Source organism: Paenibacillus dendritiformis (assembly GCF_015845845.1).
In the GTDB taxonomy this organism is placed as follows: domain Bacteria; phylum Bacillota; class Bacilli; order Paenibacillales; family Paenibacillaceae; genus Paenibacillus_B; species Paenibacillus_B dendritiformis_C.
Map to the genome: position 1 here is coordinate 69,401 of NZ_LDIG01000076.1, position 15,934 is coordinate 85,334.

Consider the following 15,934-nt stretch of genomic DNA (forward strand, 5'->3'; position numbering starts at 1 on the left):
CCGTGTTCTCCTTGAGAGAGCACGGCCATTGCTGCATTCGGGGGGCCGGCGGAAGGCTTCAGCAAGCCGTAAGCAGGCACAAGGGGATGTTGGGGCAAAAATCAAGTGAACAATTCGTAAACAAATAGATTGAACGGTTATTCCAATTGTTTTATTATCTATATGTTGACATAATGGTCCTGAAAGGAGGCGAACATGCCGATGAGAGACATGGATGGATCCGTTCCTCCCGCCTGCAAGGACTGCGGATCCGATCGCGATCTCTGACGGCGCCGGACTCGATAACGGTACGGGATGTGAGAGAGAAGATGAAAGGAAAGTCATTGTTATTCGGTCATGTTCGGGCTCACTGGTTCTTTTATGTGACGGCGGTGCTGTTCATGGCGGCCGCCAACGTTATCAATTCGTTCTACCCCGCTCTGCTCGGCCAGTTCACCGATGAATTGCAGCAGAACGGGCTGACGCGGGCCGCGGTCATTCATTACAGCCTCTGGCTCGCGGCGATAGGCATCGGGTATGGCGTGCTCTTCGGCCTGGGACAGTACATGAATCACCGTCTCGGCCGGCTGTTCGAGTTCAATACGCGGCAGCGGCTGTTCGGGCAATTCACCCGGTTGAGCGAGCATTATTATTCCAAAAACGGGGTCGGCAAGCTGCTCAGCTATTTCATGAATGATGTGCGGGCCGTCCGGGAATCCATCGCCAACGGCGTCAATCAGATGACGAATGCCACGATTCTGCTCGTATCCGTCCTCGTGATGATGATGCTGAGCCATATACCGCTGCATCTGGTCTTCGTCTGCGTCCTGCCGCTGCTCTCCATTCCGCTGTTCGTCGTCTACTTCGGCCCCCGCATTCGCATGCGCTCCCGCGCCGTGCAGGATGCGCTTGCCGGGATGACGGAATCCGCGGAAGAACAATTCGGCGGCATCAAAGTAACGAAAACGTTCGCGGTGGAGCATATCGCGCAAGCCCGCTTCGACGGGACGGTCGACCATATCCGCGACAATCAGCTTCGCCTCGTGCGGATGACGTCCTTGTTCCAGGCGCTCATCCCGTTCGCCGGCGCGCTGTCGCTGGCGTTAGCGATCACATACGGAGGGATGATGTCCATCCGCGGACAGCTGTCGCTTGGGAACTTCGTTACATTGACGCTTTACCTGCGCATGATCATGACGCCGCTGCAGCAGATTGGCAATGTCATCAATACGATGCTTCGTTCCCGCGCGTCGCTCGACCGGCTCAACCGGCTCATGGAAGAGGAGCCGGATATCCAGGAGGCGGAAGAGGCGGCAGCGCTGCGTCCGGGGGAGGCGGAGCTGGAGCTTCGCCATCTGTCCTTCGCTTACCCGGACAGCGACACTCCCTCGCTGCAGGATATCAGCATCCGCGTCGCTCCGGGCAAGACGCTCGGCATTGTCGGCAAAACGGGAAGCGGCAAGACGACGCTCGTCAAGCTGCTGCTGCGGGTATACGATCCGCCGGAGGGAAGCGTCTTTATCGGCGGCGACGATATCCGGCATCTGACGCTGGAGAGCCTGCGCACGCAGATTGCCTACGTCCCGCAGGACGGATTTTTGTTCAGTACGACGATTCGCGACAATATCGCTTTTTATAACCGCGAGATCGATGACGGGCCGGTTCAGGAAGCGTCGAAGCTGGCGGACATTTACCGCAATATCGAGGAATTCCCCGACAAATTCGGCACGAAGCTGGGCGAGCGGGGACTTACCTTGTCCGGCGGCCAGCGCCAGCGCACCAGCCTGGCCCGCGGGCTCATCAAGAACGCGCCGATCCTGATCCTGGACGACAGCGTCAGCGCCGTGGACGTCGTCACCGAGTCCGCTATCCTGGCGAATTTGCGCCGCGCCCGCAAGGGCTTGACGACGCTTATCATCGCCCATCGCATCAGCGCGGTGCGCCATGCGGACGAGATTGTCGTCCTCGATGAGGGGCGGATTGCGGAGCGCGGCACGCATGCCGAGCTGCTCCGCCAGGGCGGCTACTATGCTTCGCTGTATGCCATTCAAGAGGAGGGGATGCTCGATGCGTGAAGCAGCAAGCGCGAACCCGAATGCCGCGCAGGATATCTCGCGCGAGGATCGCATGCGCTCCTTCGCGGCGATGCTGGCCTACGCCAAGCCGTACCGGCTCACCTTCCTCGCGGTGTTCGTCTGCACCTTCTTCGCCATCGGCGCGGATCTGCTTCAGCCCTATCTTGTGAAGGTGGCGATCGACGAGAACATGCTGACGGGCGCGCACGGGGCAGTTACGCTGCTGCTGCTCGGCGGCTGCTACTTCCTGCTGGCGGCGGTCAGCCTGCTCTTCTCCTACATTCAGGCGAATCTGCTGCAAAAGGTCGGGCAAAGCATCGTCGGCCAGCTACGCAAAGATCTGTTCCGCCATATCTCGAAGCAGTCGATGTCCTTCTTCGACCGCAATCCGATCGGCAGTCTCGTGACGAACGTCTCCAGCGACACGGAGACGATCAACCAATTTTTTACGCAAGTGCTTTTGAGCCTGGTGCGCGACGGCTTGTCGCTATTGCTGGTCGTCGCCTTCATGTTCTCCCTGGATGCGCAGCTCGCGCTGTACTGCCTGCTGCTGTTCCCGGTCATCTTCGCTATCGCGGCCGCTTTCCGTTCGCTCCTGCGGTCGGCCTACCAGCGGGTGCGGGGGGAGCTGTCGCGGCTTATCGCTTTTCTGGCGGAGAACTTGGCCGGAATGAGCTTGATTCAAGCGTTCCATCAGGAAAAAGAGCAGACCGGCCAGTTCACCATCCGCAACCGCAGCTATTTGCGCGAAAATTTACGGGAAGTGCGCACGAGCATTTTGTTCAACCGCTCGTTCGATATGCTCGGCAACCTGTCCGTTGCCTTCGTCGTCTGGCTGGGCGGCATGGCCGTGCTGGACAAAGCGCTGGAATTCGGGGTGCTCTACGCCTTTATCAATTATATTCGCCAATTTTTCCAGCCCATCAACCAGATTACCCAGCAATGGAACACGCTGCAGTCGACGACGGTGTCGATGGAGCGTCTCTGGCGCATTTTCCGCGTCGCGCCGCAGGTGACCGACCCGGAACCCGGTCAGACGGTTGCGGTGAAGCCGGAAGAGGTTCTCGGCCAGGTGGACTTCAAACATATCCGCTTCGCCTATGCCGAGAACCGCGATGTGCTGCATGATCTAGACCTGCATATCGCTCCCGGGGAATTCATCGGGATTGTCGGCACGACGGGCGCGGGCAAAAGCTCGCTCGTCAGTCTGCTGGCGCGCTTCTATGATGTCCGCCAGGGCAGCGTCGAGATCGATGGCATCGACATTCGCCGGATGAAGCAGGAGACGCTGCACCGGATCGTCGGCCTTGTCCAGCAGGACCCGTATCTCTATTCCGGCACGATTGTGGACAATGTCCGCCTGTTCCAGGAGGATGTGCCGCGGGACAGAGTCATTTGGGCCTGCCAGGCGGTCGGCGCGGACAGCATGATCAAGCGGCTCAAGCACGGCTATGACACGCGCCTCTCGGAACGGGGCAGCGGGCTGTCCGCTGGCGAACGCCAGCTTATCTCCTTCGCCCGGATTCTTGTGTTCGAGCCGCGCATCCTGATTCTCGACGAGGCGACGGCCCATCTGGATTCGCATACCGAGCGCCTCATCCAGCAGGCCTTGAATGTCGTCTCGAAGGGCAGGACGACGATCGTGATCGCGCATCGCCTCTCGACGATTCAATATGCCGACCGCATCATCGTCATGAGCGGCGGCCGCGTCATCGAGGAAGGCAATCATGAGGCGCTGCTGAAGCGGGGCGGCAGCTACGCCGAACTGGTGCGCCATTCCCGCACCGGCGGCGCGGAGCTGCAGGCGTCGATGTAGCGCGGGCTTCTCCGCTCTGCCCATTCTCCGCTTTGCCCCATATTTGAAACCTTTGCGAACCCGCATGGACGGCATCCATGCGGGTTGCTGCATTTCTAGGGGCTTGATTCCTGCATTGGTGCAGCATTTTCCCCTTCAGAGAGGAGATTTGGCTGAAATTCCTGCACAGCTGCAGCTTTTCGCCCTAAATCCCTTCCAACCCAGCCAAAAACGGAGGAGATTGCTGCACATTTGCAGGATTTCCTTTTTCCCGATTGGGCGTCCAGAAAAAAACTGCAGAATTGCAGTATTGGCCGAAGCAGCCGGACGGCGGGGACAAGCCTCAACTTCCGCCGAGCGAGGAATGTTCACGGGATTGCTACATTTTATAGCTAGATGGAGTCATGTCAGCCGTAAGCAGCTCGGTTACACTGTGGGGTCGTGATTTAGATCACATTTTTTTGTAACGGAAAGGTTGGGATTGTATGAACATGAAAAAAGCCGCCAGCATCCTGCTTGGCACGCTGCTGTCCGCCTCGTTCGCCATCCCCGCGTTCGCGCATGACGGGTGGTCGCAGACGAACAGTCCCGTCATTGGGGCGGGCGAGGTCGCCTATGTGGACATGATGCTCGGCAATCATTCCAATGAGCACCGCAGCTACCGCATCGCCGGCCAATGGAGCACGGATTCCTCGCAAGTCTACGTCGTGAACCCGGCGGGCAAAAAGATCGACATTACCGATACGCGCTTCTATGCGGGCGAAGCGGCGACAGAGACGGAGCCGGCGGTGAACAACTATTTTGTCTCTTCCTTCTCCTCCTCCCAGCCTGGAGCCTATATCGTCTCCGTGGAGGGAGACAGCATCTTCAAGGGAGCCGATGCGGCGAGCCGCACCTTGCGCAGCGCCAAATCGTTCGTCGCCGTCATGGACATCCCGACGATGAAGCGGGCCTCCTTGCTGACCGGCTTCCAGCGGCAAGTGAGCCCGGACCGCGCCGAACTGGTTCCGTTGTTCAATCCGGCTGCGGCGCAAGCCAACACCTCCGCAGAAGTCCAATTGCTGCTCAAGGGCAAGCCGCTGGCCGATATCGAAGTATCGCTTATTCGCCGCAGCAATTCGGAGGCGGTAACCGTGAAGACGGATGCCAAGGGCATCGCCAAGTTCAAGCTGGGCGGCGCCGACTATTATTTGCTGCGCGCCAAGCCGGCTGCCAATGAGAAGCGCGAGGGCGAGTATGACACCGTCAGCTATGAAGCGACGATGACCTTCATCGTCCAGAACGGCGCCTACGAGCTGTCCGGCACCCCGGCCGAAGCGAAGCCGCAGGTATTCCTGAACGGCAAGCCGCAACCGGATGCCTCGTTCTCCTTCGCCAACGGCACGCTTGTGGCGGATGCGGGCTGGGTGAAGGAGGCCTTTGGCGGCAAGAGCAAGAACGCCGCATCTGCGGTCTCGCTGCGGGACGCGGCTTCCGAGGCGGGGGCCGTGCTGGAATATTTGCCGGCGGTCGGAGCGAACCGCGCCGCCGTCTACTTGTACCTGACGAAATAAAACCGGCTTCCCTTGGGCGGGCCGCTGCATGTGGTGGCGGCGCGCATCGTGCTGGCCGCCGGACATGCGGGACGCTATTGTCGGGACAGCGTCCATCCCATCGGCCGACAGCTGCCCTGCAGGGCCTGCTGCTGCTCGGCCTGGGGCTGACCTTCCCGCTGACCGGCCATGCCGTCTCGGGGTCCCCGCTGCAGGCCGCGGCCGCTGTCGTCTCGCATGCGCTGCATTTCGCGACGGCAGGCATCTGGTTCGGCGGCCTCGCCGGGCTGCTGATTGTCACCCGGAGCCTGCGCCGGCAGCCCGACGCGGATGCCTTCGCGGAAGCAGGGCTCCTCTGGTCGCGCTTCTCAGCCGCCGCCCTGCCTTTGACGGTCATCACGGTGGTGACCGGCTTGGTGCTGGCGGTGATGCATGTCGGAAGTTGGGAGGCGCTCTATACGTCTGCTTACGGACAGACGCTGCTCGTCAAGAGCGCGCTCTATGCGGGCGTGCTCGTGATTGCCGCCTTCCACCGCTTCTTCTGGCTGCCCCCCTTCATGAAGCAGGAAGGCGACCCGGAGCGGGTCCGGGTCTTTCTGCGCGGCGTCAGTCTGGAGGCGGCTTGCGGCGCGATTATATTTATTATCGCCGGGATGTTGTCAACCGGAATGCCGCCGGGCTTGGGATAAATGACACCCTTTTGGCCTTGGAATGAACTTTCATCGTCAAAAGGGTGTTCTTTTATTCATTTCCAGAATATAATAGATATTAATTTAGAATTATTATTGATTAGCTGTATTGGATGTGGTACATTAGTTGATGAAAATGATAATTATTATCACTTAATAGTGATTTGATTCAACTGGACTAACGGAGGGGATTTGATGAAGGAATCCAATTTCATGACTACGAATCAGGGTGCGCCCGTTGCCAATAATCAGCACTCGAAAACCGCCGGGGCGCGCGGTCCCGTGCTGCTGGAAGACTATCATCTTATCGAGAAGCTGGCTCACTTCGATCGGGAACGCATTCCGGAGCGGGTCGTGCATGCGCGCGGAGCGGGCGCGTTCGGCGTGTTCAAGCCTTACCGGAGCATGGCGAAGTACACGCGGGCGGCGTTTCTGCAAGATCCCGATGTAGAGACACCCGTCTTTGTCCGGTTCTCGACCGTGTCAAATATACATGGAAGTCGCTGCAGGGCGTGCGCGGCTTGAGCGCGGAGGAAGCGGAGCGGATTCAAGCGAAGGATTTCAGCCATGCGACGCGCGATCTGCATCAGGCGATTGAAGAGGGCCGCTACCCGGAATGGGAGCTATGCGTTCAAATGCTTGAGCCTTCGCGGCTGGACGATTTCGACTTCGACCCGCTCGATCCGACGAAGGTATGGCCCGAAGCGAGTATACCGATGATGAAGGTAGGCCGGATGACGCTGAATCAGAACCCGGACAATTATTTCGCCCAGGTCGAGCAGGCGGCGTTCTCGCCTAGCGCGCTTGTGCCCGGGATTGAACCGTCCGAGGACAAATTGCTCCAGGGCCGTCTCTTTTCCTATCCGGATACGCAGCGGCACCGTCTCGGTCCCAATTACTTGCAAATCCCGGTGAACTGCCCGTTCGCGCGGGTAAGGAATCATCAACGGGACGGGTTGATGACCATGAAGCAGGATACGTCCCCGGTCAACTACGAGCCGAACAGCCATGCCGGGGCATATACTGAAGCGGGAGAGACTTATGCCGAGAGCGACACGGTGGTGGAAGGAACGACGATGCGCCGCTCGATAGACAAGACGAATAATTTCGGCCAGGCCGGAGAGAAATACCGTGAGATGTCCCCGGAAGAACAAGATCGGCTCGTGCAAAACCTGGTGAACGATCTAAAGCAGGTGCGCCCCGAAGTTCAAATGCGGGCGCTGTGCAATTTCTTCCGGGCCGATGCGGAGTATGGAATGAAGCTTGCGTCCGGACTCGGCGTGGATATTAGCGAATATTTGCAGCATGCACCGCGTTCATAGCGCGAAGATATAGAGGTTGGACTGTCTTTGAAAATTCGGTAAGGAAAGGAATGGGGCACGTGAATCATAACAAGGTGGAAGCTTCGGTTGTTCGGCAGGGCAAGGACAAAAAAATGCATATGACCCAGCAAAGAGAGGCCGTCTATGCTTGCATCCGTCAAGCGGCGTCCCCATTGACCGCAATGGACGTATTTCTGGCTTTGAAGTCGGGCGGGCAGCGGATTTCCCTCTCTACCGTCTACTGCAGTTTGAAGTATTTCGTCAAAAAAGGACTTGTTCACGAGGTTCAAGACGATCAGCTCTCCAAGCGTTACAAGCATGCCTGCCCCATATGCCGAGGCGCATAACCGGCCGCTCATGATGTTCATCGCGAGGTTCCTTGAACCTGATGCGATAGCAAGCCCTTTGCAGAACCGCTGCAGAGGGCTTTTTCTCTGCCGCCGAGCGGCGATTATTTGAAACAAAATATTATATTTTCAAAAATATATTTGAAATAATATTTCAATCACGTATAATAAAGCTAACTTGGCAATTCTTTATTCACCCACTTTTCTCATATAACCCCGCAAGAATAGCATGCCCCTGTACAACGAATGTGCTAAACTCCACTTTTATTTTATATGGTTACTAATAACTCTCATGCATCGTGCTGCTTTGATTTTCGAATGGGGAGGGGGAGATAACGATGCGGATTGTCATGCCGAACCGCCCTTATCGTACCATCATTGGCCTGATGTCAGGCACATCGCTGGACGGAATCGATGCCGCCGTTGTCCGGGTGCAAGGAAGCGGGATCGGAACGGAAGTCGAGCTGCTGGCGTTTCATTGCATCGAATATGATGACGAGCTGCGCGGCAGGATTAAGCGATTATGCGGAAAAGAGCATTCTCATGCCGCCGACCTTTGCATGATGAATGCTTATCTTGGCCAGCGGTTCGCGGCGGCCGCCCGGGAAGCGGCAGCAGCGGCCGGGATTCCGATGGAAGACATCGATCTCGTCAGCTCCCACGGGCAGACGGTCTGGCACCAGCCGATGGCGGACGGCGAAGATCCATATTGCGTTCCTTCCACGCTTCAAATCGGAGATTTGTCCGTCATCGCGAAGCTGACAGGGCGGCCCGTGGTCGGAGATTATCGCCCCGCCGACATGGCCGTTGGGGGCCAGGGGGCACCGCTTACCCCCTATGCGGATTATATCTTTCACCGCCATGAGCGCATGGGGCGCATTGCCCAGAATATCGGCGGTATCGGGAACTGCACGGTCGTTCCGGCCGGGGCCGATGCGCATCAAGTGGTTGCCTTCGACACCGGGCCGGGCAATATGCTGATTGACCAGGCCGTCCACCGGCTGTCGGAAGGGGCGCTGGCCTATGACCGCAATGGCGGCTGGGCCGCCCAAGGCCAGGTGAGCGAAGCATGGCTGGCTGAGCTGCTGGAGCATCCTTACTATGCCCAGAAGCCGCGGAAGACGACGGGCAGAGAAATGTTCGGCGAGGCGTATGCCACGGATTTGATTCAGGAGGGTCTGAAGCGGGGCTTGCCGGCTGCCGATATCGTGGCGACCTTCACGATGCTGACGGTGCGGACCATCGCCGGCGCATACCGCGATTTTATATTCCCTGAGCATGACATCCATGACGTGATCGTCAGCGGAGGCGGGGCCCGCAACGAGACGATGATGCGATGGCTTGCGGCAGAACTACCCGAACAGCGGGTCCAGCGCTCCGATGAGATTGGCTTGCCTGGCGATGCGAAGGAGGCGATTGCCTTCGCCGTGCTGGCGAATGAATTTGTGCACGGGATCGCGAATCAGCTTCCTTCCGTAACCGGAGCGTCGCGCCCAACCGTCATGGGCAAGCTAGCCCTTCCGTGAACGCCGAGGCGGAGCATGAATGTCATTGAACGGAGTTTGGCATCCATTAAGACAAGAAGGCGGTTTTTCCATGAAAAAATGGGATCTGTCGGCAGCCGGGCAGCTAGGCCTGTGCGAGGAAGGACTGCAAGCCGCTTGGTCGGCGCTCGATAATGCGATCGAGCAGGGAATTATCCCCGGAGGCGTGGCCCTTATTGGACGCCGCGGCCATGCGGCGGCTTATGCCGCCGGGCATGCGTTCCTCAGCGAGGAGCGTGCCATTCCGGCCAGCGTGGATACGATCTATGACTGCGCGTCATTGACGAAGGTCGTCGTCACGCTGTCGCTCATGCTCATCTTGATGGATCGGGGCCAAGTTCGGCTTGCCGATCCGGTGGCGCAGCATATCCCCGCATTTGGAACCGCGGGGAAGGCAGAGGTTACGATCGGGCAATTGCTGGCCCATACCTCGGGCTTGCCCGCGCATCGCGATCTGTATTCGCACGGCTGGACGCCGCAGCGGATCCATGAGGCGATCTGCGCGATGGAGCCGGACTATCCGCCAGGGACGCGCTGCGTCTATAGCTGCCTAGGTTATATGATCCTTGGGCAAATTATCCGGAAGCAGTTCGGGCGTCCGTTAGAGGAAGCCGCCTGGAGCGAGGTGCTGCAGCCGCTCGGAATGACGGCGAGCCGGTATAATCCGCCGCCGGAATGGAAGCCGCGCATCGCGGCGACGGAATACGATGCGGCGCTGGGCGAATACCGCTGGGGCTTCGTGCACGATGAGAACGCCTATGCGCTTGGCGGGGCGGCGGGCAATGCGGGGCTGTTCTCGACCGCGTCGGATCTGCTGCGGTATGCCCGCATGTGGCTGGCCCTGGCGAGCAACGCCAGTTGTGAGGCCGGCGAGGCGAACGCTTCCTTAAGCCGCTCCCGGACAGGGGATGGCCCGGAAGCCTTCATATTATCGCGCGAGGCCGTGAAGGAAGCGCTGCGAAGCCATACCAATGACATCCCTGGAGCGAATCGGGGGCTGGGATGGGTGCTGCACGGAGACCCGGCCAATGTTGGCGGGAAGGGACTGTCTCCATACAGCTTCGGCCATACGGGCTTCACCGGAACGAGCCTTTGGATCGATCCGGCGCAGGATCTAATTATAATTCTGCTGACGAACCGCGTACATTACGGCCGGGGCAACTCGATCGCGGCGCTGCGCCGGCAGTTCCACGAGGCCGCCGCAGCGGCCATACAGAACTAATTCCTATATCAAAACCTTGGGAAGTAGATCCTAACCTTGCGAATCACATCCAGAACCTGGAGGGTATATCCAAAATCTGGCGAGTACATCCAGAACCTTGCGAAGTACATCCAGAACCAGGTGAGTGCATCAAATCCTTGGCAAGCGCATCCGACGGGATGCCGGCCAGGGATTTTTTTGCTGGCAAAGAGGCTCTGCCGAGCAGTTGGATTGGCGCATGTCGTGATAGACGGCAACGTGCTAGATCGAAGGCAGTTGAATCCAGGCAGCAGTGTATCTGCGAGGTCTGTGATCCACTCTTCCTTTCGTCTCAGAGAGAAAGCACAGTAAGGCCCGATTAGCGTGGAATAAGTCGGGGCGAGCCACTACCATCAGGCGAGCAAGTTGTAGAGCAAGGAAACGCAGCAAGCAGATGGACCAAGTGGTTGAATTTAGAAGACGGAATAGCAAACAAAGGGATGCCAACGAAGGGTACAATCAGCGCCCCTGAGCCAGTGGGAGACTGGCTATAAGGCCTCAGGAGTGGGCAAGCCCGTCCCGGCTTCTGACTCGATGGGATAGTGACGCAAAGAATCAAAACACGCATGTACGGAACGAGTTTCTGATTCGATGGGAGAGCGATCTTGAGTGGGGAGGAGCAACCCCCAGCGCGCCTCTGAGTTGATGGGATAGTGACCCTGAGGAAGAAGACGCAACATCCCCTCGGCGCGTCCCTGAGCCAGGGGCCCGGGCCTCCTCACAGGCATTACATCAAATGTAAGGTATGTGCTTCCATAATATACATATGTCTACTACAAAAGGACATCAAAACCGCAGTGTCCGCATGGTAAAAACAAGTAAAAATAGTTGTTGATCTTTCGTTCGCATCGTTTATAATGATGAAAAATTATTTATAGAAACAGTGTATCTATTATCGGTACAGAGGCCTTATTGAATGAAAAAGGGGAAGAGGTGAGGAAGTGTCGCTCAAGACGCTGGCCAAATCGCTTGAATTGCTCGATTGCTTTACATCGGAACATCCGATATGGGGGGTACGTGATTTAGCGAAGAAGCTGGGAATGCACCACTCGGTCGTGCATCGCATCGTTAGTACGTTTGAACAGCACGGCTTTCTCATTCAGAACAGAGACACGCAGAAATACCATCTCGGCTTGAAGCTGCTGGAGTATGGCAAGGTGGTCACCGAGCAGTTGAACATCCAGCAATATTTTCAGCCGATATTGAAGGAGATTGCGAATTCGACCGGGGAATCGGTGTACCTGAATATGCTCGAAGGGAAAGAGGGCGTCTGCGTATCCATCGTCCTCAGCTCGAAGGATATTCAATATCTGATTCCGGTCGGTGACCGTTCGCCGCTGTATGCCGGAGCTTCGCAGAAGGTGATGATGGCCTATCTATCCGAGGAGCTTCAGGAGGAAATCATCCAGGAAGGCCTGACGGCCGTCACTTCCCGAACGATAACGGATCCGCTCCGCTTGCGGGCCCAGTTGGCTCAAATCAAGGAGGAGGGCTGGTGCATTTCCGTCGGGGAGTATACGGAAGATGTCGTCGGCATTTCCGTGCCGATGCTGGACAGTCATCGCCGCATTCTTGGCTCCATTACGATTGCCGGGCCAAGATACCGGATCGACGACGAGAAATGCGAGTCGTACTTGCGTATTTTGATTGACCAAGTCCCTTTAATACGTCAAAGCTGCAATATTATATCGCATATGTGGTAACCAGGGTTCACATTTTTACACAGCCGCACTTTATTTAGATAATGAGATACCGCTTTAAAGGGGGAGGGGTTGCTCTTGCTACAATTCATTACTCGTCGTCTGTTGTACCTCATTCCAAGCTTGCTCGGCATCGTGCTCATCACGTTCATTCTGTCCAGAGTGCTGCCGGGCGACCCTGCTCTGATGATTGCCGGAGAACAAGCGCCGCAGCATGTGGTGGAGAACATTCGCGCCCAGCTCGGGCTGAACGAGCCGCTGTATGTTCAGTTCGGCGCTTATCTCAAGCAGCTGGCCCAAGGGGATCTGGGGATCGCCTGGCACACGGGACACACGGTGCTGGAGGATTTCGCCGTCCGTCTCCCGGCCACGATTGAGCTTGGCTTCGCCAGTCTGTTGATTGCGTTGTTGGTCGCTATTCCGGTAGGCATTGTGGCCGCCACGAAAAAAGAATCGATTGCGGATCACATCTCCCGCGTTTTTTCACTAATCGGCGCCTGCATGCCGGTCTTCTGGCTGGGACTGCTGCTCATCCTGTTTTTCTATTCCAAGCTCGGCATTGCGCCCGCTCCTATGGGCCGAATCGGCGGAGATATCCTCCCGCCCACTCCTATTACCGGATTGTATCTGGTGGACAGCTTGCTTACGGCGGATTGGGTCGCCTTCAAGCAATCCTTGTCCCATCTCATTCTTCCGGCCATTTGCCTTAGCGCCGGCACGATGGCTATCATCGCCCGCATGATGCGTTCCAGCATGCTGGAGGTCATCGGCCAGGATTATATCCGAACGGCCCGCGCCAAGGGGCTCAACGAACGTTCCGTCGTGTACAAGCATGCTTTGGCCAATGCCTCGATCCCGACGATTACGATGGTCGGCCTCCAGATCGGCTACCTGCTCGGGGGCGCGGTCATCACGGAAACAATCTTCGCCTGGCCCGGCGTCGGAAGCTATGTGACGGAGTCGATTCTCGCGACGGATTACGCCCCGATTCAGGCGTTCACGCTGCTAAGCGCCGTCGTATACAGCGGCATCAATTTGCTGGTCGATGTCATCTACGGCTTAATCGATCCGCGCATCCGCTATGAATAATCCATCTCTCATGTCATGACATCTTAGGAGGTGCAACCGTGATGAAAGGATCAACCTCATCGACCGCTGCAATCGCGGCGGCGAGCGACACATCCAGGCTGCAGGAGCTCTGGCATGGGCTCCGGCAGTGGAGCAAGCTGTTCCTTCGCAACAAGCTTGCCGCGCTCGGCCTCTTCCTGATCGTGCTGTGGACGCTCCTGGCTATCGCCGCGCCGCTGGTCGCGCCCTATGCGCCGGATGCCACGCAGCTGGATGCGAAGCTGCAGGGGCCGAGCGGGGAGCATTGGTTCGGGACGGACCAGTTCGGCCGGGATATTTTCAGCCGAGTCGTCTACGCGGCGCGCATCTCGATCTGGACCGGGCTTATCGCCGTCGGAATCTCTTTCTTCATCGGCGTTCCGCTCGGCGGCATCGCCGCTTATTACGGCGGCTGGATCGGGAATCTGATTATGCGCGTCATGGATATTTTTCTGGCGTTCCCTTCGCTCATTCTGGCGATGGCGATCGCGGCCGCCATGGGCCCCGGCCTCGTCAGCGCGATGATGGCTGTTGGCGTCGTCGGCATTCCGGAGTTCGCCCGTCTGATGTACAGCCAGACCATCTATTTGAAGGAACGCGAATTCGTGGAGGCGAGCCGTTCCATCGGGGTCAAGGACGGCACCATTCTTGTCCGGCATATTTTCCCGAATTCGCTCGCGCCGCTGCTCGTCCGCATCACGCTCGGGATGGGCTTCGCCATCTTGACGGCGGCGAGCTTGAGCTTTCTCGGTCTCGGCGTGCGCCCGCCGCTGGCGGAGTGGGGGGCGATGATATCCGAAGGCCGCGAGTACATTATTACCGGCGAATGGTGGCTGGTCACCTTCCCGGGGCTTGCCATCGCAACAACGATTCTTGGCTTCAATCTGCTTGGCGACGGACTGCGTGACGTCCTTGATCCGCGGCTGCGCACAAGCCGGAAATAAGCGATATTTTTCAGTCGAATATTCAGGGGGAGGAAACAATGATGAAACGAAGCAACTTGACGATGGCCCTTGTATTGACACTCATCTTGGCTTTGGTTGCGGGCTGCGCGCCGAAGGCGAACCAGTCCGGGGGAGACAGCGCCGCCGGCTCGGGCGAACAAACGAACTCATCCGGCAGCGGCTCCGGAGGCAAAACGCTGACCGTCACCTATTCCGAAGGCGGGCAGACGCTCGATCCGGCGGAAGCGAACGATCTGACGTCGGATACGCTGGTGCTGTCCACGTATGATCAGCTCGTCACGTACGGCGTCAAAAACGTAGATGGCGCGGATATCGCCGCTACGGAAGAAATCAAGCCGATGCTGGCCGAGTCATGGGATGTGTCCGATGACCAGAAGACGTATACGTTCAAGCTGCGCCAGGACGTGAAGTTCCATAGCGGCAATCCGCTCGACGCGGATGCGGTCGTGTTCTCGCTCGATCATATCAAAAACTCGAACTCGGGCGGATTCCTGTATCAGCAAGCCTCCATCGAGTCGTACCGCAAGGTGGACGACCATACGGTGGAAGTGAAGCTGGAGCGCCCGAACCATATGTTCTTGCAAATTTTGGCGATGTACTCCTTTTCCGTCATCGATCCGAAAGCGATCGAAGGGGATCCAAGTGAATTTTTGAAGACGAAGACGGCAGGTTCCGGGCCATTCAAGCTGGAGAAATGGGATCCTTCCTCCGAGGCGGTATTCGTGGCGAACGACGATTACTGGCAGGAGCGCGCCAAGCTGGACAAAGTCGTCATGAAGTTCATGAAGGAAGCTTCGTCCCGCACGATGATGCTGAACAAGGGCGATATCGACCTGGCCATGGAGATTCCGCCGAAGGATGTCGATACGCTGAAGCAGAACACCGGGCTGACCGTGCGCTCTGACGCGAGCAACCGCATTTTGTATATGGGTCTGAACAATAACATGAAGCCGTTCGACAATCCGAAGGTGCGCCAGGCGATCGCCTACGCGATTCCGCATGATGCGCTTCTGAAGGATGTCATGTACGGACAAGCCAAGCAAATGAAGAGCATCGTGGCAAGCAATACGCCGGGCTTTTCCGATAAGGGCTACGAGTATGAATACAACCTGGAAAAAGCGAAGGAGCTGCTGAAGGAAGCGGGCTACGAGAATGGCTTCTCGTTCGACTTCACGCTCGGCTCCGGCTTCAAAGACTGGGAAGACGCCGCCACGGTCATCCAGGCGGAGCTGAAAAAGATCGGCGTCACGATGAACATCAATAAGCTGGCGCGCGCGCAATTCCTGGAACAGCTTCGCACCGGCAACGTGCAGTCCTTCATGTCGAAATGGACTTCTTTCGTCAACGATCCGGAATACCACCTCGGATTCCTGGTAGATAGCGAGAGCTCTTCCAACTACGTGCATTACGACAACGCGAAGGTCAATGAACTGTTGGATCTGGCGGCTGTCGAGACGGACATGACGAAGCGCAATGCCATGTATGAAGAAATTCAGGGCTTGATCAATGCGGACATGCCTTATGTGTACATGTACGAGTACAACCGCCTCGTGGCGTTCAACAACGACGTGAAGGGGTATATTTTCTTCCCGGATGAATGCTTGCGTTTTTACCCGCTTTCCAAATAAGAGACCAGAGA

General features: G+C 57.5%; 11 protein-coding genes and 1 pseudogene. All 12 read left to right on the forward strand.

The window, feature by feature from the left end; translation table 11 throughout:
* Nucleotides 1-308: 308 nt before the first annotated feature.
* The 12 genes and pseudogenes from ABD76_RS05105 to ABD76_RS05160 all read left to right on the forward strand — a co-directional run bounded on the left by ABD76_RS05105 (nucleotide 309) and on the right by ABD76_RS05160 (nucleotide 15,923).
* Nucleotides 309-2,054: an ABC transporter ATP-binding protein gene (locus tag ABD76_RS05105; protein WP_197254776.1), complete on the forward strand. Its 1,746-nt coding sequence runs from the start codon at nucleotides 309-311 to the stop codon at nucleotides 2,052-2,054.
* Nucleotides 2,047-3,870 (forward strand): ABC transporter ATP-binding protein, encoded by a 1,824-nt coding sequence (locus ABD76_RS05110; protein WP_197254778.1) that lies wholly within the window; start codon nucleotides 2,047-2,049, stop codon nucleotides 3,868-3,870. The genes ABD76_RS05105 and ABD76_RS05110 overlap by 8 nt, the downstream gene beginning before the upstream one ends.
* A gap of 464 nt (nucleotides 3,871-4,334) precedes the next feature.
* Nucleotides 4,335-5,402 carry a DUF4198 domain-containing protein gene (locus ABD76_RS05115; protein ID WP_197254780.1) on the forward strand — a complete coding sequence of 356 codons (1,068 nt, stop codon included), beginning with the start codon at nucleotides 4,335-4,337 and terminating at the stop codon, nucleotides 5,400-5,402.
* A 77-nt stretch (nucleotides 5,403-5,479) separates the two neighbouring features.
* The gene (locus tag ABD76_RS05120) at nucleotides 5,480-6,070 is read left to right on the forward strand and encodes a copper resistance D family protein (RefSeq protein ID WP_197254782.1); all 591 of its coding nucleotides are present in this window, start codon (nucleotides 5,480-5,482) and stop codon (nucleotides 6,068-6,070) included.
* 195 nt (nucleotides 6,071-6,265) lie between these two features.
* A pseudogene (locus tag ABD76_RS05125) lies at nucleotides 6,266-7,392 on the forward strand (catalase).
* 50 nt (nucleotides 7,393-7,442) lie between these two features.
* Nucleotides 7,443-7,739, forward strand: coding sequence for a Fur family transcriptional regulator (locus tag ABD76_RS05130; RefSeq protein ID WP_197254785.1), 297 nt, complete (start codon nucleotides 7,443-7,445; stop codon nucleotides 7,737-7,739).
* 338 nt (nucleotides 7,740-8,077) lie between these two features.
* Nucleotides 8,078-9,265, forward strand: a complete 1,188-nt coding sequence (locus ABD76_RS05135) for an anhydro-N-acetylmuramic acid kinase (protein WP_197254787.1) — start codon at nucleotides 8,078-8,080, stop codon at nucleotides 9,263-9,265.
* A gap of 70 nt (nucleotides 9,266-9,335) precedes the next feature.
* A complete protein-coding gene (locus tag ABD76_RS05140; RefSeq protein WP_197254789.1) occupies nucleotides 9,336-10,505 on the forward strand; it encodes a serine hydrolase domain-containing protein in 1,170 nt (389 codons plus the stop codon).
* A gap of 959 nt (nucleotides 10,506-11,464) precedes the next feature.
* Nucleotides 11,465-12,226 (forward strand): IclR family transcriptional regulator domain-containing protein, encoded by a 762-nt coding sequence (locus ABD76_RS05145; protein WP_197254791.1) that lies wholly within the window; start codon nucleotides 11,465-11,467, stop codon nucleotides 12,224-12,226.
* Between the two features lie 75 nt (nucleotides 12,227-12,301).
* Nucleotides 12,302-13,312, forward strand: coding sequence for an ABC transporter permease (locus ABD76_RS05150; RefSeq protein WP_197254793.1), 1,011 nt, complete (start codon nucleotides 12,302-12,304; stop codon nucleotides 13,310-13,312).
* Between the two features lie 41 nt (nucleotides 13,313-13,353).
* Complete coding sequence (locus tag ABD76_RS05155; RefSeq protein WP_197254893.1) at nucleotides 13,354-14,274, forward strand: ABC transporter permease; 921 nt, start codon at nucleotides 13,354-13,356, stop codon at nucleotides 14,272-14,274.
* Between the two features lie 41 nt (nucleotides 14,275-14,315).
* The gene (locus ABD76_RS05160; protein WP_197254895.1) at nucleotides 14,316-15,923 is read left to right on the forward strand and encodes an ABC transporter substrate-binding protein; all 1,608 of its coding nucleotides are present in this window, start codon (nucleotides 14,316-14,318) and stop codon (nucleotides 15,921-15,923) included.
* Nucleotides 15,924-15,934: the final 11 nt, after the last annotated feature.

What these genes read in the sequence shown, in the direction of transcription:
- ABD76_RS05105 (WP_197254776.1), top strand. Translation starts at nt 309, where the DNA reads ATGAAAGGAAAGTCATTGTTATTCGGTCATGTTCGGGCTCACTGGTTC.
- ABD76_RS05110 (WP_197254778.1), top strand. Translation starts at nt 2,047, where the DNA reads ATGCGTGAAGCAGCAAGCGCGAACCCGAATGCCGCGCAGGATATCTCG.
- ABD76_RS05115 (WP_197254780.1), top strand. Translation starts at nt 4,335, where the DNA reads ATGAACATGAAAAAAGCCGCCAGCATCCTGCTTGGCACGCTGCTGTCC.
- ABD76_RS05130 (WP_197254785.1), top strand. Translation starts at nt 7,443, where the DNA reads ATGGGGCACGTGAATCATAACAAGGTGGAAGCTTCGGTTGTTCGGCAG.
- ABD76_RS05135 (WP_197254787.1), top strand. Translation starts at nt 8,078, where the DNA reads ATGCGGATTGTCATGCCGAACCGCCCTTATCGTACCATCATTGGCCTG.
- ABD76_RS05140 (WP_197254789.1), top strand. Translation starts at nt 9,336, where the DNA reads ATGAAAAAATGGGATCTGTCGGCAGCCGGGCAGCTAGGCCTGTGCGAG.
- ABD76_RS05155 (WP_197254893.1), top strand. Translation starts at nt 13,354, where the DNA reads ATGAAAGGATCAACCTCATCGACCGCTGCAATCGCGGCGGCGAGCGAC.
- ABD76_RS05160 (WP_197254895.1), top strand. Translation starts at nt 14,316, where the DNA reads ATGAAACGAAGCAACTTGACGATGGCCCTTGTATTGACACTCATCTTG.